This window comes from Mesorhizobium sp. P2_B11, from assembly GCF_056404855.1.
Window position 1 is genome coordinate 444,719 of record NZ_JBFUDF010000002.1, and the last position, 16,855, is coordinate 461,573.

The window sequence follows — 16,855 nt, forward strand, 5'->3', positions numbered from 1 at the left end:
GTCCGACGCCTGACCTAGGGGGCGAGCCTATGGTGGCTGGGGGGTGGGCCCATGGGTAGGAGAGGGTGGTGCCGCCCTGGGTCGAGGTGGCAAGTATGCTTGTGGTCCAAGGGGGTAGGTAAGGTAAGGTGCAGTCGTGACCTTGCTCTTGCTCCCATGGTTGGAGATAGGGCCTCATAGCCCCTTGTCTCCTTGAAGCATAGGTTGGGGTCAAGTGCCACAATGACTGAAGGTCATACCTGCCTCCATGACTCTCGACACCGCATGAAGGCAAGTTGTATTGAAAATATCGAATAGAAATTGCAGATATACCATCAAATCGCCGCAATCGAGTAGTCGAATTGATGATGGGAGGAATACGCCAACAAAAAAGGAATTGAACGTGAAGTCAGCAGATCAGGGCCTCTCTTTTCGGGACGCACCTCTAGTTACAATCGATCGCCTCAAAATCGGCTGGAAGGCAGCTTTGGCAGTAGTCCCGGAATGGGCGAGTTTTCATGTTTTCCTGCCCGACCGAGTTGCCGTGGTTGTGGGCGTCAAACATCGCATCCCCATGCTTCTGCCGCCGCTAGAGATGGCGGTGCTGGCGGAGACAACTCGGCTCGGCCACGGCATTGTGACCAATACGAACGGCAGCGGCGCCGCTGCTCGGACCTACGCAAAGCTGTCGCTGAGAGATGCGGCCGACCGCAACCCAACTGTCAGGCGATATCTTTCGGGTGCGGATGAGGGCAGTGCGGCCAAGGCACTCGAAATTGAGACCGACTACAGCGCCGCCAACGCCTACTTCGTGCCCGATGGTCACGCCAAGAGAGCCGCTCGCGAGGAAGTTATGGTTCACGTGAAAGCCCTTGCCCAGGCCCAACTCACGACGCAAGACGCTAGTGCGTATCTCGCAAATCTCGCCACTCTCCTTGAAGCCCTTGACGGCGAACAACAGGATTGGCTGGACGCAGCAGAATAGCCTTGGGCATCGGGATCAACCCATTGGAGGATGGTGTCGCCCATTGTTCAGTTCCGGGATGTCGGCGGCCAACAGCGCTGGCAACCGGGATCGGGCGTGCTCCCTTCCATTGCCGCTACCATGTGCAGCACAAGGCCCGTCACGGGTCGCACTGGTGCAAAACCTATCGCGCCGCTGAACTCAAGCCATACGTCATTGCGGCATCGCGTTGGCTCGATGGCGAGCGGCATGTCGGTGCGGTAGCCGCGACGGTGCAGGAGCTAAGCAGGACCTTGGCCTTTGCGGGGCGCGTTGACCCAGCGATGAACCTGCGAGGGCAGCCGGCAGCCTACAGGGCGCATATTGCGTTCGCGCGGTTGCGTGAGGCCGGCGTTTCGCCGCGCCGCTTGTTGGCCATCTATCTGGGCGTGTGCGCGTTGATTGAGGATGACGGTGGGTCTCATCGCACTCGCGAGTTCAGGATCGTTCAGGCGGCGAAGGCGGTCCATCGGCTGGCCAGCGGCACCCATAGGCGTTGGGAAATGTTCAACCCGTTGGGGCCTGCGGTGCATACCGAACTTCACGCTTACCCGAGGTCTTCCGGCATAGTGCTCCGAAAGATGGGCGAGAAGTTAGAGAAGGCGGGGGAGTTCCTGGCTCGCGAGGCTGTGCCGGAAATCATCGCGATGAAGACAAAACTTTTCGGCGAACACCCGTCCCATCTTCCCGGTTGGCGACCGGCTTGGGATAGGCGGCGGCAATAGCCAGAATGGTGGCAGAGGGCAAACTATCGAGTGACTTGGTTGGGCACTACGGGTGCTCACATGTTGGAAACTCAAGGCGGCCTATCAGGAGCTTAGGTCCCCCCATATGCCTTGTGGTTCCCTGATGCTCCCTCTCAGCAGCCGAGCAAAGGCACGCCTCAGAGCCAAGGGAGATGGGGATGAATTGTCAGCTTCCCTCACCACCCAAGACATTTTGTTCGACCCTTGGGCAACTTCAAGCGGCCCTAAGCTTTCCGCCATCGCCGCAGAGGTGACGCAGGCCGTACTTGATGCCACCTCAAAGGAAGCGGGAAGCCGCATAAGGCGCCCCAAGGCCGAGGTGGTGGAGAGGACTGCAATGATAGTCTCCTCCGTCATCGCCAACCTTAAGCTCCTCCATGGAAACCATCGTTGGGGGCAGTACCTCGCCATGGACATGAAGCACACTGCTAGGACCCGCTATGACCGCCCGGGGCTCGGCATCATGCCAAGGGTGGTGGAGGGGATGGAGCTAGCTGGGCTCATCATGGTGCATCCTCCTAGGCCCCATGTGCGGAGGACAGGCATAGAGGCTACCGGCTGGCTTAGAGCTGCCCTGATGGCCTCTGAGGTCCCCGTTGCCGATATAGGGCGAGCCGAGGGTGAGGAGGTCATCAAGCTCTCCGCACGGGCGGGAAGGGACCAGTACGGCAGCAGGCTTTCCGTGATGGTGGACTATGAGGACACAGAGGAGACCTTGAGACTGAGGACGGAGATGGAAGAGATCAATGCCTTCCTCGCCACCCAACGCATCGAGGTCTACGGGGAGCGACAGGCTGCCTACAAGCTGACTCGGCGCTTCCTCTTGCGGTCACCATCGGACCCGAGAGGTTTCAACCTGCACGGCAGGCTCTACGGTGCCTTCTGGATATCGATGCCTAGGGCGCTGCGAGGGGGCCTGACAGTCAACGGTGAGCCGATAGCAGACCTGGACTATGCCAGCATGTTCCCGAGGCTAGCGTATGCTCGGGTGGGCAGTGAGCCGCCATTAGGGGACCTCTACGCCATTCCTGGCCTTGAGGGTTACAGACCAGGCGTCAAAGCGGGACTTTCCGCGCTCCTGTCGACTGAGACCGAGATGACCCGGTTGCCCCATGAGGTGAAAGAGGGCCTGCCAGCAGGATGGACAGCTTCAGGGTTCCGCAAAGCGGTCGCTGAAAAGCATCCGGCTCTTGTGCCTCTCTTTGGCAAAGACATCGCCATGGACCTGATGTTCACCGAAAGCAGCATCTTGGTTGCCGTCTTGCTGCGGCTGGCGAGGATGGGAATAGCGGCCCTACCGATGCATGATGGGATAATGGTGGCCTCTCGACACTGCGAGGTGGCCAAAAAGGTGATGACTGAATTGGCTGCCATGAGAGGGGGCACGTCGATTCCGGTGGTGGTCAAATGAGACCGAGGTCAGCCCATCACACCTTCGCCTTGCGCCAACCTGCCCACCAAGCCTCCCACTGCGAGCAGAACCATCGCTCCCCCCGAGCAGGGTTTATGCGGGTCGCCAAATAATACGCTTGGCCGGGCATATGGTAGATGTGCTCGCCCCACTCGTTGATGTTGCCCTTGATGTCGCAGCCGGACTGGTGGAAAGCGATTTGGCTGGAGGATGCACCGGGCGAGTGAACTGTTGGAAGGCGGGGCTGGCCACCAACTGTGAGGTAGGCAGCGGAAGCAGCCGCCAGCAGCGCCAGGGCTATAGGAAGGCGAGCCGCAAGAAGCAAGCGCCACAGTGGCCTTCGGCGCCTTGCCCAGTTGGGATGAACTGTTTTGCCCATCGCCTCTCCCCAGCGATAGAATGCGTCCGTTGCCACGGGGAGTCCAGAAGAAGCCGCCATGCTTCTCGTGCTGGGGAGAGGCGTCTCGCCTCCGGAAGGATGAGGTTGGCGTCCGGCGGGTAGAGGAGGGTGGCATCCGCTAAAGTCAGACCACGGGGCGCTTGAGGTCGATGATGAAATTGTTACCCGCCTCTGCGCCATAGTTCATCGCGGCAACCCCCGTGACTGTGAAGATAATCCCAAGAGGGAACACCACTGCGAGTAGCACGAAGGCAATGCCGAACAGCAGCCAGCCGTGGCGCACTAGGTAGGGCATGAGACCGATAGCTATCAGCAGCCGCATCTCTAGGTTCCAGACAGAGCCGAGGATACGCCCGACAATGGGCATCATCTCACTCAAGGAATCCTCGACCCGCTGATAGTCGCTGCGCGGAGCCTCAGGCTGCTCAATGGAGTCTTGGGTTGCCTTGACCTCAACCACCGCCGGGTCCACCACCGAGCTCGGCTCCGCGTCGGTGCCCAACCATCTCGTCGGCATCAACCACCCGATGACAAACCCGATGGGGCCAAAGACCACCGCTCCATTGACGCCGCCGCCCAATGCCACGACACCCGTGCTAAGACCAATGAAGCAGCCGAGCCCCCCGCAGAGCAAGCTGCGTGTGAGCCGACTTTTCAAGTATTGCGAGGGACCGTTCATCCGAATGAAAACGTGAAGGGCTTACCGCCTAGAGTGCCCGTGCCAGTTCCGCGCATGCCCGTCGAGACGAAGGTGAACGGCCCGCTTGAGCCGTCGCTGCAGGTGAACGTCCCGCTGCCCTCGCGCTGGGTCACGTAGACAAAGTCGCCTTTGCAGCTACGACCTTTGTTGCTCTTTATGGTGAGGTTTCCAGCGCCATCCGCGTAGCCTGTTGCGCTCCCGGTGAAGGTCTCTGAGCCGTCGCCAGCCTGTCCCCTAACCGGCAACGTCATGGCGCATCCGCCGAGCATCAAGCATGCGGCAAGTACCGCGCTTCGGTTCTTCATTTTGGCCCCCTTTTGCACTTCGCGGCCGCATACAGCCATAGGATGAGTCACCGCTCAAGTGCCCATTGAGACTGTCCACTGGACATGCCGACTGTGGCCCATACTATGTCCCCGCAGCTGGGGACTCAGTATGACTTGGGAATTTTTGGCGGGCTTGTGGGACAGTTTGCGAAAGGACGCACAGACGTGGTCCATGGTGGTCACCGCAGTTGCAACCATAGCCCTTGGGTTCTTCACCTGGGTTCTGGCGCGGGAAACGAAGAGGCTCTCAAGGGCAACGGCACAGGCCCACGTTGTGGCAACCCTTGAACCTAACGCCTGGTCCCTCATGCATGTTGATCTAATCGTCACGAACACAGGGAACGCCGCCGCACATGACGTGGCAGTGAGCTTTAGCCCGGAGTTTGAGAAGGACGGCCACAAAGACAAGGGTCGGCCTTTGACGCACATCAGCGTGCTGAAGCCGGGGCAATCGTTGTCGAGTTACGTGGGCGAGTACGATCTCTTTCACGACAAGACCTTTGAAGTCTCGACCAGTTGGAAGCACCAGCCGAGTGAGCGTGAGCACCAATCTCTTTCCTACGTGTTGTCTATGGGCGACTATGAGAACTATGGCCATCTGGGTGCTCGTTCGCCGCTTATTCAAATGGCGGAGCAACTCAAAAAGCTTCGGGAAGACTGGGAGTGGGTGGCAAGGGGGTCCCGTCGAGTCCAGACGGATAGCTACTCTGGCGATGATCGCGAGAAAGAACGGAGGCGACTGGAGGCGCAGCGCAAAAGCTTCACGAAATCCCCCAGGAAACCGAAGGTGGCGAAGACAAACGAGGGCACAGAGGACTAATCTTGGGGCACCCGCGTGGGGCACCGCAACTTTATAACTCCCCGGATGTTAGAACCTTTTCAGGCACTTAGACGATTGCCGGAAGAATGGCGGAGAGGGAGGGATTCGAACCCCCGATGGGCTTGCACCCATGCCGCATTTCGAGTGCGGTGCATTCGACCACTCTGCCACCTCTCCGCGGTCATGGTCGGCCGTTGCCGGCGCGGCGCACTAGATAACGGCTGGGCGGGCAGGTTACAAGGCCCAATCCACGAGGAAATTCAGCTTCCTGTGCGGGCCTTGTCGGGAGAGCTGTGTTGCGGTCGCATCGACAGGTGAGGCCGACCAGTCTTCGAGCACGAGGATCGGGCACGGCAAGGATCCGGCATGGCTAAGGAATCCGGCTGTTTGCCTTGACTTGCACCAAACCTTCGGTTAGGGGAAGCGCGCAATCGGCGTGGAGGGTTCTTCCACGCCGCTTGTTTTTTGAACCCGCAGACTGACAAAAAGACGGCCGAACCGCGTGAAGCGGTTCATCAAGGCCGACCGAACAGCGAAAGGCAAAAAATGTTCGCAGTCATTAAAACGGGCGGTAAGCAGTATCGCGTTGCCGCCAACGATCTCCTGAAGATCGAAAAGCTTGAAGCCAATGTCGGCGATATCGTCGAAATCGGCAGCGTTCTCGCCCATGGCGAGGGCGAAAATGTCACCTTCGGCGCACCGTTCGTCGATGGCGCTCTGGTCACGGCGGAAGTCGTCGAGCAGGGCAAGAACCGTACCGTCATCGCTTTCAAGAAGCGCCGCCGGCAGAATTCGCGCCGCAAGATCGGCCACCGCCAGCTTCTGACCACCGTGCGGATCGCCGAGATCCTGCTGGGTGGTGCCAAGCCTTCCAAGAAGGCTGCCGCCAAGGTTGAAGCCAAGGCGCCGGAAGCCAAGGCTGAGGTCGCATCCGAGGCGAAGGCCGAGGCCGCGCCGAAGGAAGCCAAGGCCAAGAAGGAAGCCAAGGCTGAGGCTGCCCCGAAGGCAGAAGCCAAGGCCGAGACCGCCGTCGCCGCGCCGCTGTTCAAGGCGCCGAAGGGCGAGCCGGACGATTTGACCGTGATCAAGGGCATCGGCCCGGTCGCCGCCAAGGATCTCAACGAGCAAGGCATCATCACCTTCGCGCAGCTGGCCAAGCTGACCGACAAGGATGTCGCCAAGATCGACGAGCACATGCCCTTCAGCGCCGACCAGATCAAGGACTGGCGCGAGCAGGCCAAGGAACTGGCGAAGAAGTAAAAAGAACCGGCGACAGCGTCGCCGGATCGGACTTGAAACGGAACGCGAACGCGTTCATAAGACCATTCAAGCGCCCCCAGGGCGCATCGGAGTTAGTTAGATGGCACACAAGAAAGCTGGCGGCTCGTCGCGCAACGGTCGCGACTCGCATTCCAAGCGTCTGGGCGTGAAGAAGTTCGGCGGCGAAGCCGTCATCCCGGGCAACATCATCATCCGTCAACGCGGCACCACCTGGCATCCCGGCGTCAATGTCGGCATGGGCACGGACCACACCCTTTTTGCGCTTGAGACCGGCGCAGTCACCTTCAACAAAAAAGCCAACGGCCGAACCTACGTATCGGTCAATCCGATTACCAAAGCCGCGGAGTAGCCGGTTCCGCACTACAAAACCGGCGCCCATCTCGGGAACCGGTGTCTGGCCAACCAGCGAATGGATAAGCCAGGAAAAGGATCAGGGGAGATGGGTTTTCCATCTCCCCTTTTTTCTTGCCTGGAGGACTAAAATGGTTGCCGAAGCGGAAGACACCGAAGACGAAAGTTACGCGATAGACTGCCCGGTCCTGGCCACGGAGCGGCTGGTGATGCGGGCGCCCTGCGAAGCCGATATTGCGCAACTGGTCGAGCTTGCCGACAACCGTCATGTTGCCGAAATGCTGGCCCGCATGCCGCACCCCTATCGCGAGGCCGAGGCGCGCGCCTTCCTGGCCATGACCCGGTCGCGCCGGGCCGGCATTGCTTACGCCCTGATGCTGGCCGGCACCGACACCTTCGTCGGCTGCGCCGGCCTCAACATGACCGATCGCGGGCTGGAGCTCGGCTACTGGATCGGCGAGCCCTATTGGAAGCGCGGCTATGCGACGGAGGCCGCGCACGCGCTGGTCGACCTCGCCTTCCAGCGGACCTCGACGCAGGTGCTGCAAGCCTCGACGCGGGTGATCAATCCGGCCTCGCGCCGGGTCATCCACAAGTGCGGCTTCCAGTATGCCGGCCAGGGCATGCTGAACTCGATCGTCGCCGGCCAGGTGCCGGTTGAAAGGTACCGGTTAGATAGGAAGACGTGGATCAGCTTGCGCAACTGGGTGCACTTTTAATGAGGCTTTGAAAGTGATCGCCTGAGCAAAGTGCCCCCTCACCCGGATTGCCAGCCGAATTGCGAAGAGCAATTCGGGGCAATCCGACCTCTCCCCAAGGGGAGAGGAGGTCTGAGGGACTGGCGCCAGTCTCTTCTCCCCAGCGGGGAGAAGGTGGCCGCGTAGCGGCCGGATGAGGGGGCAGACCACTTGAGCGATTGGCGACGCTCAGCCCATCTCAACCCAGACCGGCAGATGGTCCGATCCGACGGCTTTCTCGTCGACCCACAGGCGCTTCAGCGATCCGGCGAGCGAGGCCGAGGTGAAAATGTAGTCGATGCGTTTGTGGCGGCTTGTGTCTTGCGGCCGGTTGGGATCGACCCAGGTGACGATGTCCGACGCGTTGAGGCGCTGGGCGACATCGACGGCGAGATCGGCGGTCAACGGCATGCCGAACTCGTGGTCCGGTCGGCCGACCAGTTCGACATGTTCCGAGGAGCCGGACAGCATATTAAAGTCGCCCATGACGATGAAGGCTTCGGGGTAGGGCAGGTCCGGCAGGCCGATCTCGGGAATGCCGGAGAGGCCGCCACCCTCGAGCGCATAGTTCAGCAGGCGCTGGCGCAGAAAGCGGATCTGGCTGGCGCGTTCAACCGGGCTGCGATGGTCGAGATGGGTGGAATAGAAGCGGACGAAGCCGAGCGGGGTCTCGATCAGCGCCTCGAGCGCGCCGCGCTGGAAATTCATCGCCTCCAGGCTGCGGCTGCGCGGCAAAAGCAGATTGCGCGACAGATGGATGGGCGTCTTCGACAGCACCATGTTGCCGAGCTGGAAGGTGGTGGTGATGGCGCGGCCGGCCTCCAGGCGCGAGCCGACATTGACCTCGAAATTGCTGCCATAGGCGGCAAAATACTCGGGCAGCGCCTCACCGATCTCGGCCACCATGTCGCGGTTGCCGTTCCGCGGATTGTTGCGGGTCACTTCCTGCAGCGCGATCACGTCGGCGCCGCGCACCGCATCGGTGATGCGGCCGAGATCGTAGCGGCCATCGAGACCGATGCCGTACTGGATGTTATAGGTGACTGCCTTCATTCCCACGCCCCCCACGCTCCGTCCCGGGAACAGTGCTACCGCTTCCCCGGCAAAAGGGCATCCGGCGCTTTAGTCGCAAATCGGCCTCGCCCTTCGGTCCGCCTTGGTTTAGAGCAAGGCGCAAGGTTAGAGCAAAGCCGCAAGTCCAACAGCACAAACTGCGTAATCCAATGAAATTTCTCGATCAGGCCAAGGTCTATATCCGCTCCGGCGACGGCGGCGCCGGTTCGGTGTCGTTCCGGCGCGAAAAGTTCATCGAGTTCGGCGGCCCGGATGGCGGCGACGGCGGCCGCGGCGGCGATGTCTGGCTGGAAGCCGTCAACGGGCTGAACACGCTGATCGACTATCGCTACCAGCAGCATTTCAAGGCCAAGACCGGCGTCCACGGCATGGGCCGCAACATGACCGGTGCCAAGGGCGCCGACGTGACGCTGAAAGTGCCGGCCGGAACCCAGGTCTTTGCCGAGGACAATGAGACGCTGATCTGCGACCTGACCGTGGTCGGCCAGCGCTACCTCCTGGCCAAAGGCGGCAATGGCGGCTTCGGCAACCAGCATTTCAAGACTTCGACCAACCAGGCGCCGCGCCGCGCCAATCCGGGCCTGCCCGGCGAGGAGATGAATGTCTGGCTGCGGCTGAAGCTGATTGCCGATGCCGGCCTGGTCGGGCTGCCCAATGCCGGCAAATCGACCTTCCTGGCGGCGGTAACCGCGGCCAAGCCGAAGATCGCCGACTATCCCTTCACCACGCTGCATCCCGGCCTCGGCGTTGCCCGCATCGATGCGCGCGAATTCGTCATCGCCGACATTCCGGGCCTGATCGAAGGCGCGCATGAGGGCGTCGGCATCGGCGACCGTTTCCTCGGCCATGTCGAGCGCACGCGGGTGCTTTTGCATCTGGTCTCGGCGCAGGAGGAAAATCCTGGAAAGGCCTACAAGACGGTGCGCGCCGAACTCGAGGCTTACGGAAACGGTTTGACCGACAAGGTCGAGATCGTGGCGCTCAGCCAGGTCGACATTCTCGACGCCGATGCGCGCAAGAAGAAGGCCGCGTCGCTGAAACGCGCAGCGGGCCGCGCGCCGATGCTGTTGTCGGCGGTCACCGGCGAAGGCGTCGAAGCGGTGCTGCGCGCGCTGATGGCGGTGGTGGGCGAAGCGCGCGACAGAGCTACCGCTCCCGTCGAGACCCGCTGGAATTCATAACGATGACGGCGCAATCGCTGACAAAATACCGGCGCATCACGGTTAAGATCGGTTCGGCCTTGCTGGTCGACCGCACCAGCGGCCTGAAGCGCGACTGGCTGGCCTCGCTGGCCGACGACATTGCGGTGCTGGCCAATGGCGGCGCCGAGATCCTGGTTGTGTCGTCGGGCGCTATTGCGCTTGGCCGCACCATTCTGGGCCTCGGCAAGCGGGCATTGAAGCTTGAGGAGAGCCAGGCGGCGGCGGCCGTCGGGCAGATCGCGCTGGCCGGCGCATGGTCGGATGCGCTGGGCAAGGGCGCGCTGAAATCGGGCCAGATCCTGCTTACCCTAGGCGATACCGAAGAGCGCCGCCGCTATCTCAATGCGCGCGCCACGATCTCCACACTGCTCAAGATGAAGGCGGTGCCGGTCATCAACGAGAACGACACGGTGGCAACCTCCGAAATCCGCTATGGCGACAATGACCGGCTGGCGGCGCGGGTGGCGACGATGATGGGCGCCGATCTGCTTGTCCTGTTGTCCGACATTGACGGGCTCTACACCGCACCGCCGGCGCGCGACCCCGATGCCAAATTCATTCCGGTGGTCGACCGCATCACGCCCGATATCGAGGCGATGGCGGGTGCTGCCGCGTCTGAATTGTCGCGCGGCGGCATGCGCACGAAGCTCGACGCCGGCAAGATTGCAACTGCCGCCGGCACCGCCATGATCATCACCTCCGGCACCAGGCTGTCGCCGCTGATGGCGATCGAGCGCGGCGAGCGCGCCACCTTCTTCAAGCCGAGCGCCAATCCGGTGAAGGGCTACAAGACCTGGATCGCCGGCCAGCTCGAACCGGCGGGGCGGCTCACCGTCGATGCCGGCGCCATCGGCGCGCTGTTGTCGGGCAAATCGCTGCTGCCGGCTGGCGTCAGGCTGGTCAGCGGCAATTTTTCGCGCGGCGATACGGTGGCGATCCTGTCGCCTGAAGGACGCGAGATCGCGCGCGGGCTGGTTGCCTATGATGCCGCCGATGCCGTAAGGATCGCAGGCCTGAAGACCGCCGAGATCGAAACCGTGCTCGGCTACGAGGCGCGCTCTGCGATGATCCACAGGGATGACCTGGTGGTGAGTCACGCCGGAGGCGACACAGACGGAGGATGAGCCATGCTGAAGCTGCATGAAAAATCCGGAGATGACACGATCGCGCTGATGGCCGATATCGGCCGCCGCGCCCGCACTGCTGCCCGACCATTGGCCATCGCCACCACCGCCGCCAAGAATGCCGCACTGGTCGCCATGGCCGACGCGATCATCGCGCGCCAGCAGGAGATTCTCGACGCCAACGCCATCGATGTCTCGAATGGCCACGAATCCGGGCTCTCCGGCTCGTTCATGGACCGGCTGAAGCTCGATCCGGCGCGCGTCCGCGCAATGGCCGACGGCATTCGCGAAATCGCCGCTCTGCGCGATCCAGTGGGTGACGTCATTGCCGCCTGGAAGCGCCCCAACGGCCTGCAGATCGAGCGCGTGCGCACGCCGCTCGGCGTCGTCGGCGTCATTTATGAAAGCCGGCCGAATGTGACGGCGGATGCCGGCGCGCTTTGCCTCAAGGCCGGCAATCCGGTGATCCTGCGCGGCGGCTCGGATTCGCTCAATTCATCCGCCGCCATCCATGCCTGCCTGGTCGAAGGGCTGAAGGCGGCTAGCCTGCCGGAAGACGCCATCCAGTTGGTGCCGACCACCGACCGCGCCGCTGTTGGCGAGATGCTGAAGGGGCTTTCCGGCAATCTCGACGTGATCATTCCGCGTGGCGGCAAAAGTCTTGTCGGGCGCGTGCAGAACGAGGCGCGGGTGCCGGTCTTTGCCCATCTCGAAGGCATCTGCCATCTCTATATCGACCGTTCTGCCGATCTCGACATGGCGATAAAAATCGCCGTCAACGCCAAGATGCGCCGCACCGGCGTCTGCGGCGCGGCCGAGACGCTGCTGGTCGACCGCGCGGTCGCGTCGACCCACTTGGTGCCGATCCTCGACGCGCTGCGCGCTGCCGGCTGCGAAATCCATGCCGATCAAGAGGTGCTAAAACTGTTTTTCGACGCCAAGCCGGCGACCGATGCCGACTGGGTGACCGAATATCTCGACGCCATCATTGCGGTGAAGCTGGTCGACGGCATAGCCGGCGCCATCGATCATATCGAGACGTTTTCATCACACCATACCGAGGCGATCATCGCCGACGATGCCAAAGCGGTGGAGCGCTTCTTCAACGAGATCGATTCGGCGATCCTCCTGCACAACGCCTCGACGCAGTTCGCCGATGGCGGCGAGTTCGGTATGGGCGCCGAAATCGGCATCGCCACCGGCAAGATGCATGCGCGCGGACCGGTCGGCGTCGAACAGCTGACCTCGTTCAAATACCGCGTGCGTGGGTCGGGACAGGTGAGGCCTTGACGTTTTTCGCCTTGAAGGGCTGACAGCTTGCGCCCAGGCCCCCCTCTCTGGCCTGCCGGCCATCTCCCCCTCAAGGGGGGAGATGAGCTGGCATGCAAGGTTTCGCCAATCGCCGACGTTGCAAGATTTGCGCCTGCGAACGAGCTGCTAATCTCCCCCCTTGAGGGGGAGATGCCCGGCAGGGCAGAGAGGGGGGCCTAGCACCATGCTTTCCCTTTCTGAACCCGCCATCCCCTCCCACTACCTCCGCATGCCCCACGCCGAAAAAGGCCTTGCCGTCGGCCTGTTCGGCGGATCGTTCAACCCGCCGCATGCCGGTCATGCGCTGGTGGCCGAGATTGCGCTGCGGCGGCTGGCGCTTGACCAACTGTGGTGGATGGTCACCCCAGGCAATCCGCTGAAGAGCACCAGGGAATTGGCGCCGCTGAGCCATCGGCTGGCTCAGTCGGAACAGATCGCCAAGAACCCGAAGATCAAGGTCACCGCCTTCGAGGCGGCGCATCATATCCGCTTCACCGCCGACACGCTGGCGCTGGTCAAGGCGCGCAATCCCGGCGTCGATTTCGTCTGGATCATGGGCGCTGACTCACTTCGCGATTTCCACCGCTGGCAGCGCTGGCGCCAGATCGTCATGACCTTCCCGATCGCCGTCATCGACCGCCCGGGGGCGACGCTGTCCTTCCTGTCTTCGGTCGTCGCCAAGACCTTCGACTATGCCCGCGTCGACGAGGGCGACGCGCCCCGGCTTGCACGCATGAAGGCTCCGGCCTGGACTTTCATTCACGGCCCGCGCTCGTCGCTGTCATCGAGCGCCATTCGGAGGCAGGCCAAGGGGTAGGAATGGAAGGCTCCCCCTTCTCCCCCTGTGGGAGAAGGGGGCCGAGCGAAGCTCGGTCGGATGAGGGGTATTGGAAGGATCGCGGCTTTCAAGAATTAAGCGCTTGGAATCCCTCTATCTTTCCAAGTCTCACTCCGCTGGAACACCCCTCATCCGTCTTGCCGCTTCGCGGCAATCCACCTTCTCCCACAGGGGGAGAAGGGGAAAACCGCTGATGTCGCTTTTGCAGCGGCCTTTCTCCATTGGGTAGGCGATGCTTTGATATGGCCACTCTCGCTAATACCAAGACCGACTCTGACGACCACAGCGCGCCACCAGCGCCGGTGATCGCCATTGCCAGTGTCGTCGTGTCGATGGCGCTGATTGCGGTCGGCAATGGGTTGATGTTTGCCTATATCCCGGTCCGGCTCGGCGTCGAGCGCTTCGATCCAACCTGGGCCGGGCTGATCATCACCGGCCTATCCGCCGGCGGCCTTGCCGGCTGTATCCTGACAGGACCTCTCGTCAGAAGGGTCGGGCACGCCCGCGCCTTCATGGTGCTGTCGGCGCTGATTGCGCTGTCCAACGCCGCAATCGGCGCCGGCACCTATCCGCTGCTGTGGATTGCGGCGCGTGCGCTTTACGGTTTTGCCATATGCGGCCTGTTCATCGTCGCCCAGAGCTGGCTCAACGATGCCGTCGCCAACGCCATCAGAGGCCGGGTGATGGCGGTGTTCTACGTCGCCTATGTCGCCGGGCTCGGCGTTGGCTATGCCCTGCTCGCAGCCGTCGACATTGCGACGGCTGAAGCGCCGCTGATCGGCATCGCCTTCACCGCGGTGTCGATCCTGCCGGTCGGGATGACGCGGCTCGCCCAGCCGCCACCGCCCCGCGCGGCCTCGGTGGCGCTCGGCCGCGCCTGGCGGATCTCGCCGGTGGGCGTGGCTGGCATGCTGGCCGTCGGCGGCCTGTCGATGGCGATTTCGGGCTTTGCGCCGATCCATGCCACGGCCAAGGGCTACAGCCAGGCTGACGTGGCGCTGCTGTTGTCAGCCATGCCTGTCGGCACGCTGATCTTGCAGATTCCGCTCGGCTGGATCTCCGACCGCACCGACCGCCGCTACGTGCTGGCCGGTGCTGCGGCACTTGCCACCATCGCCGGCCTGCTCGCCATCGGCTTCGACGGCGGCGCGTTGATGGTTCTGGTGGTGATCTATGTGATCTGGGACGGCGCCTCGGAATCGATCTATTCGCTGGCCAGCGCGCATGCGGCCGACCGTGCAGGGAAGGACGACATGGTGGCGCTGTCGAGTACGCTTTTGTTTGCCTGGTCTCTGGCGGGCTTCATTGTGCCGGGCATCGTGACGGCCCTGTCGGCCGTCTATGGCACGCAGGCCTTCATCTATGTGGCGATCGTCATCGCCACCGTCTTCTGTCTGTTCGTGCTGTGGCGGGTGGCGACGACTCGCGCCGTGCCTGCCACGGAGACCGGCAGTTTCGCGCCGATGTCGGCGCAGGCGCCGCTGCCGGTGGAACTCGCCTACGCGCCGGAAGAGCAGCGCTAAACCAGTTTCAGAGATTTACTGCCTGGTGGCCGAAGCCTCCTGCCGGGCCTCCGGCGGTGGCGCCGGAACCGAGATGGCCTCGGCGTCGAAGGCTTGCTTGACGCGTTTGGTGAGATCGATCTGGGTGGCGAAGAAATCCGCCGCCGACGCCCAGTAGCGCAAGGTGATGGCGACATTGGCGTCGCCGACAGTGGCGACGAAAGCGATCGGCGCGGGCTCGCGTTTGATGCGGCGCTCGGAGTTGGCAACGCCGAGCATGGTCTTCTGCGCCAGGTCGATATCGTTCCACGAGCCGATGGTCAGCGTAATGTCGCTGCGACGCACGCCATTGCGGGTGAAATTGCGAACCGGCTGGTTCCACAGCGTCGAATTGGGCGCCGGCACCTATCCGCCGTCCGTTGTGCGCAGTCTGGTGGCAAACAGGCCGATTTCCTCGACGGTGCCGGCTATCGGCCCGACCTCGACATACTCGCCGATGCGGAATGGCCTGAGCGCCAGGAGCATGATGCCGGCGGCGATGTTCTGCAGCGTGCCTTGCAGCGCCAGTCCGATGGCGAGGCCGATCGCACCGATGGCGGCGATGATCGAGGCCGTCTGCACGCCGAACTGGCCGAGCACCATGATGACGACCAGAATCAGGATGGCGTAGCGGACGATCTTGGAGAAGAAATGCCGCAGCGTCGCGTCGAAGCCATGGATATGGCCGAGCCCGGCCGAGATCGAGCGTTCGGCAAGGCCGGCTACGAGGTAGCCGACAACCAGCAGGATGACAGCGCCGATGGCGGAGAAGGAATAGGAAACGATCAGGGTGCTCAGTTGCGCAAGCCCGGCCTGCACGGTGAGAAGCGTGTTCTGGGGGTCGATAGGCATCAGGAAAATCCGGTTGGGGGATGGGTCGATAACGTGTCGATAACCCTCGCGGACGCCATGGGTTCCGTCTTTTTTTGATGCCCGGCGGAACCGGAAGGCGGGCGCCACGTTCGCGCTCGCAGAGCCTCCGTCTTGAAACTGCAACGGAACTCTGCCTATCTATGGGGTGTCACCTGATTTCATGGGTGATTTGGTTGTTCTTGCTGCGAAAGGAAATACACTGAGAACAGCACTGCGGAAGAAGGCCGACATCGTGCCTTCGCCGGCCAGGATCAGCGTAGACGACGCCGTATCCCGCGCCATCAAGACAGTCCTTGCCAGTCTGGAAGACTCCAAGGCCGAAAATATTGTCTCAATCGACATTCAGGGGAAATCGAGCCTCGGCGACTATATGGTCGTCGCATCGGGCCGATCGCACCGTCATGTCTCGGCTGTCGCCGACCATCTCCTCAAGGCGCTCAAGGATGCCGGTCTCGGCATGGCGCGCGTCGAGGGATTGTCCGGCGCCGACTGGGTCCTGATCGATTCGGGCGATATCATCGTCCATGTCTTCCGCCCCGAAGTCCGCGAATTCTACAATCTTGAAAAGATGTGGCAGGCGCCGGATCTCGAGGAAGAGACCCTCCACTAAGCCGCTCGCGCGGCTTATAGAGGCGGGATGAAAGTATCAGTTCATGCCGTGGGCCGGATGAAGACCGGCCCCGAGAGAGAACTCGGCGACCGCTATTTCGAGCGTTTCGCCAAGAGCGGGCCCGCGATCGGGCTCGAATTCTCCGGTGTGACCGAGATTGTCGAGGGACGCTCCCAGAACGCCAATGAACGCCGCCGTGAGGAAGGCCAGAAGCTGCAGGCGCAGCTACAGCCGGGCACGGCGCTGTTCCTGCTCGACGAACGCGGCAAGAACCTGTCCTCTGACGATTTCGCCAGCCGTATCGGTCAGCTGCGCGACGGCGGCCGCAAGGCGCTCGTGATCGCCATTGGCGGCGCCGACGGGCATGACCAATCGGTTCGCGACCAGGCCGATCTGGTGCTGTCGTTCGGCGCGGCGACCTGGCCGCACCAGCTGGTGCGCGTCATGCTGGGCGAGCAACTCTACCGCGCGGCGACGATTCTCTCGGGACATCCCTATCATCGTTCTTAAACCAGTGGGTTGAGGTCA

General features: G+C 62.4%; 18 protein-coding genes, 1 tRNA gene and 1 pseudogene. 14 read left to right on the forward strand and 6 right to left on the reverse strand.

The features are described from left to right. Nucleotides 1–280: 280 nt before the first annotated feature. From AC1DYJ_RS06485 to AC1DYJ_RS06495, 3 genes are all read left to right on the forward strand, one after another. Entirely contained in the window at nucleotides 281–964 is a 684-nt protein-coding gene (locus AC1DYJ_RS06485; RefSeq protein WP_477286463.1) for a hypothetical protein, read from the forward strand. A gap of 2 nt (nucleotides 965–966) precedes the next feature. Beyond that, nucleotides 967–1,707 carry a hypothetical protein gene (locus AC1DYJ_RS06490; RefSeq protein ID WP_477286465.1) on the forward strand — a complete coding sequence of 247 codons (741 nt, stop codon included), beginning with the start codon at nucleotides 967–969 and terminating at the stop codon, nucleotides 1,705–1,707. Between the two features lie 184 nt (nucleotides 1,708–1,891). Then, entirely contained in the window at nucleotides 1,892–3,139 is a 1,248-nt protein-coding gene (locus tag AC1DYJ_RS06495; protein ID WP_477286467.1) for a hypothetical protein, read from the forward strand. Nucleotides 3,140–3,155: 16 nt separating this feature from the next. Here AC1DYJ_RS06495 and AC1DYJ_RS06500 read toward each other — a convergent pair whose 3' ends face one another. The 3 genes from AC1DYJ_RS06500 to AC1DYJ_RS06510 form a co-directional block, all read right to left on the reverse strand. Beyond that, nucleotides 3,156–3,719, reverse strand: a complete 564-nt coding sequence (locus tag AC1DYJ_RS06500) for a sunset domain-containing protein (protein ID WP_477286469.1) — start codon at nucleotides 3,717–3,719, stop codon at nucleotides 3,156–3,158. Then, nucleotides 3,664–4,125: a hypothetical protein gene (locus tag AC1DYJ_RS06505; RefSeq protein WP_477425991.1), complete on the reverse strand. Its 462-nt coding sequence runs from the start codon at nucleotides 4,123–4,125 to the stop codon at nucleotides 3,664–3,666. Before AC1DYJ_RS06505 ends, AC1DYJ_RS06500 begins: the two co-directional genes overlap by 56 nt. 89 nt (nucleotides 4,126–4,214) lie before the next feature. After that, nucleotides 4,215–4,544 carry a hypothetical protein gene (locus tag AC1DYJ_RS06510; protein ID WP_477286473.1) on the reverse strand — a complete coding sequence of 110 codons (330 nt, stop codon included), beginning with the start codon at nucleotides 4,542–4,544 and terminating at the stop codon, nucleotides 4,215–4,217. A gap of 193 nt (nucleotides 4,545–4,737) precedes the next feature. Between AC1DYJ_RS06510 and AC1DYJ_RS06515 the strand changes: the two genes are divergently transcribed. Next, on the forward strand, nucleotides 4,738–5,385 hold the full coding sequence (locus AC1DYJ_RS06515; RefSeq protein ID WP_477286475.1) for a hypothetical protein: 648 nt from the start codon (nucleotides 4,738–4,740) through the stop codon (nucleotides 5,383–5,385). An 87-nt stretch (nucleotides 5,386–5,472) separates the two neighbouring features. Here AC1DYJ_RS06515 and AC1DYJ_RS06520 read toward each other — a convergent pair. Beyond that, a tRNA-Ser gene (locus AC1DYJ_RS06520) sits at nucleotides 5,473–5,562 on the reverse strand. A gap of 369 nt (nucleotides 5,563–5,931) precedes the next feature. Between AC1DYJ_RS06520 and AC1DYJ_RS06525 the strand changes: the two genes are divergently transcribed. The 3 genes from AC1DYJ_RS06525 to AC1DYJ_RS06535 all read left to right on the forward strand — a co-directional run bounded on the left by AC1DYJ_RS06525 (nucleotide 5,932) and on the right by AC1DYJ_RS06535 (nucleotide 7,736). Further along, a complete protein-coding gene (locus tag AC1DYJ_RS06525; RefSeq protein WP_477286477.1) occupies nucleotides 5,932–6,645 on the forward strand; it encodes a 50S ribosomal protein L21 in 714 nt (237 codons plus the stop codon). A gap of 100 nt (nucleotides 6,646–6,745) precedes the next feature. Beyond that, nucleotides 6,746–7,015: a 50S ribosomal protein L27 gene (rpmA, locus tag AC1DYJ_RS06530; protein WP_015315190.1), complete on the forward strand. Its 270-nt coding sequence runs from the start codon at nucleotides 6,746–6,748 to the stop codon at nucleotides 7,013–7,015. Between the two features lie 133 nt (nucleotides 7,016–7,148). Then, on the forward strand, nucleotides 7,149–7,736 hold the full coding sequence (locus AC1DYJ_RS06535) for a GNAT family N-acetyltransferase (RefSeq protein ID WP_477286479.1): 588 nt from the start codon (nucleotides 7,149–7,151) through the stop codon (nucleotides 7,734–7,736). A gap of 207 nt (nucleotides 7,737–7,943) precedes the next feature. Here AC1DYJ_RS06535 and AC1DYJ_RS06540 read toward each other — a convergent pair whose 3' ends face one another. After that, nucleotides 7,944–8,807, reverse strand: coding sequence for an endonuclease/exonuclease/phosphatase family protein (locus AC1DYJ_RS06540; RefSeq protein WP_477286481.1), 864 nt, complete (start codon nucleotides 8,805–8,807; stop codon nucleotides 7,944–7,946). 170 nt (nucleotides 8,808–8,977) lie between these two features. Between AC1DYJ_RS06540 and obgE the strand changes: the two genes are divergently transcribed. The 5 genes from obgE (at nucleotide 8,978) to AC1DYJ_RS06565 (ending at nucleotide 14,826) form a co-directional block, all read left to right on the forward strand. Continuing rightward, nucleotides 8,978–10,009, forward strand: a complete 1,032-nt coding sequence (gene obgE, locus AC1DYJ_RS06545) for a GTPase ObgE (protein WP_477286483.1) — start codon at nucleotides 8,978–8,980, stop codon at nucleotides 10,007–10,009. Between the two features lie 2 nt (nucleotides 10,010–10,011). Continuing rightward, nucleotides 10,012–11,154, forward strand: coding sequence for a glutamate 5-kinase (gene proB, locus AC1DYJ_RS06550; RefSeq protein WP_477286485.1), 1,143 nt, complete (start codon nucleotides 10,012–10,014; stop codon nucleotides 11,152–11,154). A gap of 3 nt (nucleotides 11,155–11,157) precedes the next feature. Beyond that, the gene (locus AC1DYJ_RS06555) at nucleotides 11,158–12,444 is read left to right on the forward strand and encodes a glutamate-5-semialdehyde dehydrogenase (RefSeq protein WP_477286487.1); all 1,287 of its coding nucleotides are present in this window, start codon (nucleotides 11,158–11,160) and stop codon (nucleotides 12,442–12,444) included. 250 nt (nucleotides 12,445–12,694) lie between these two features. After that, nucleotides 12,695–13,282 carry a nicotinate-nucleotide adenylyltransferase gene (locus AC1DYJ_RS06560; protein ID WP_477286668.1) on the forward strand — a complete coding sequence of 196 codons (588 nt, stop codon included), beginning with the start codon at nucleotides 12,695–12,697 and terminating at the stop codon, nucleotides 13,280–13,282. A gap of 263 nt (nucleotides 13,283–13,545) precedes the next feature. Beyond that, complete coding sequence (locus AC1DYJ_RS06565) at nucleotides 13,546–14,826, forward strand: MFS transporter (RefSeq protein ID WP_477286489.1); 1,281 nt, start codon at nucleotides 13,546–13,548, stop codon at nucleotides 14,824–14,826. Nucleotides 14,827–14,841: 15 nt separating this feature from the next. On the opposite strand, the pseudogene AC1DYJ_RS06570 reads toward AC1DYJ_RS06565, so the two are convergent. Beyond that, a pseudogene (locus AC1DYJ_RS06570) lies at nucleotides 14,842–15,696 on the reverse strand (mechanosensitive ion channel family protein). Between the two features lie 253 nt (nucleotides 15,697–15,949). On the opposite strand from AC1DYJ_RS06570, the gene rsfS reads away from it, so the two are divergent. Both rsfS and rlmH read left to right on the forward strand, forming a co-directional pair. Further along, nucleotides 15,950–16,327, forward strand: a complete 378-nt coding sequence (gene rsfS / locus AC1DYJ_RS06575; RefSeq protein ID WP_112559829.1) for a ribosome silencing factor — start codon at nucleotides 15,950–15,952, stop codon at nucleotides 16,325–16,327. Between the two features lie 27 nt (nucleotides 16,328–16,354). Further along, nucleotides 16,355–16,837, forward strand: coding sequence for a 23S rRNA (pseudouridine(1915)-N(3))-methyltransferase RlmH (rlmH, locus tag AC1DYJ_RS06580; RefSeq protein ID WP_477286491.1), 483 nt, complete (start codon nucleotides 16,355–16,357; stop codon nucleotides 16,835–16,837). The last annotated feature ends 18 nt before the right edge of the window (nucleotides 16,838–16,855 follow it).

What these genes read in the sequence shown, in the direction of transcription:
- rpmA (WP_015315190.1), top strand. Translation starts at nt 6,746, where the DNA reads ATGGCACACAAGAAAGCTGGCGGCTCGTCGCGCAACGGTCGCGACTCG.
- AC1DYJ_RS06525 (WP_477286477.1), top strand. Translation starts at nt 5,932, where the DNA reads ATGTTCGCAGTCATTAAAACGGGCGGTAAGCAGTATCGCGTTGCCGCC.
- obgE (WP_477286483.1), top strand. Translation starts at nt 8,978, where the DNA reads ATGAAATTTCTCGATCAGGCCAAGGTCTATATCCGCTCCGGCGACGGC.
- AC1DYJ_RS06540 (WP_477286481.1), bottom strand. Translation starts at nt 8,807, where the DNA reads ATGAAGGCAGTCACCTATAACATCCAGTACGGCATCGGTCTCGATGGC.
- AC1DYJ_RS06500 (WP_477286469.1), bottom strand. Translation starts at nt 3,719, where the DNA reads ATGGCGCAGAGGCGGGTAACAATTTCATCATCGACCTCAAGCGCCCCG.
- rlmH (WP_477286491.1), top strand. Translation starts at nt 16,355, where the DNA reads ATGAAAGTATCAGTTCATGCCGTGGGCCGGATGAAGACCGGCCCCGAG.
- AC1DYJ_RS06565 (WP_477286489.1), top strand. Translation starts at nt 13,546, where the DNA reads ATGGCCACTCTCGCTAATACCAAGACCGACTCTGACGACCACAGCGCG.
- AC1DYJ_RS06515 (WP_477286475.1), top strand. Translation starts at nt 4,738, where the DNA reads ATGGTGGTCACCGCAGTTGCAACCATAGCCCTTGGGTTCTTCACCTGG.
- AC1DYJ_RS06510 (WP_477286473.1), bottom strand. Translation starts at nt 4,544, where the DNA reads ATGAAGAACCGAAGCGCGGTACTTGCCGCATGCTTGATGCTCGGCGGA.
- proB (WP_477286485.1), top strand. Translation starts at nt 10,012, where the DNA reads ATGACGGCGCAATCGCTGACAAAATACCGGCGCATCACGGTTAAGATC.
- AC1DYJ_RS06555 (WP_477286487.1), top strand. Translation starts at nt 11,158, where the DNA reads ATGCTGAAGCTGCATGAAAAATCCGGAGATGACACGATCGCGCTGATG.
- AC1DYJ_RS06560 (WP_477286668.1), top strand. Translation starts at nt 12,695, where the DNA reads ATGCCCCACGCCGAAAAAGGCCTTGCCGTCGGCCTGTTCGGCGGATCG.
- AC1DYJ_RS06535 (WP_477286479.1), top strand. Translation starts at nt 7,149, where the DNA reads ATGGTTGCCGAAGCGGAAGACACCGAAGACGAAAGTTACGCGATAGAC.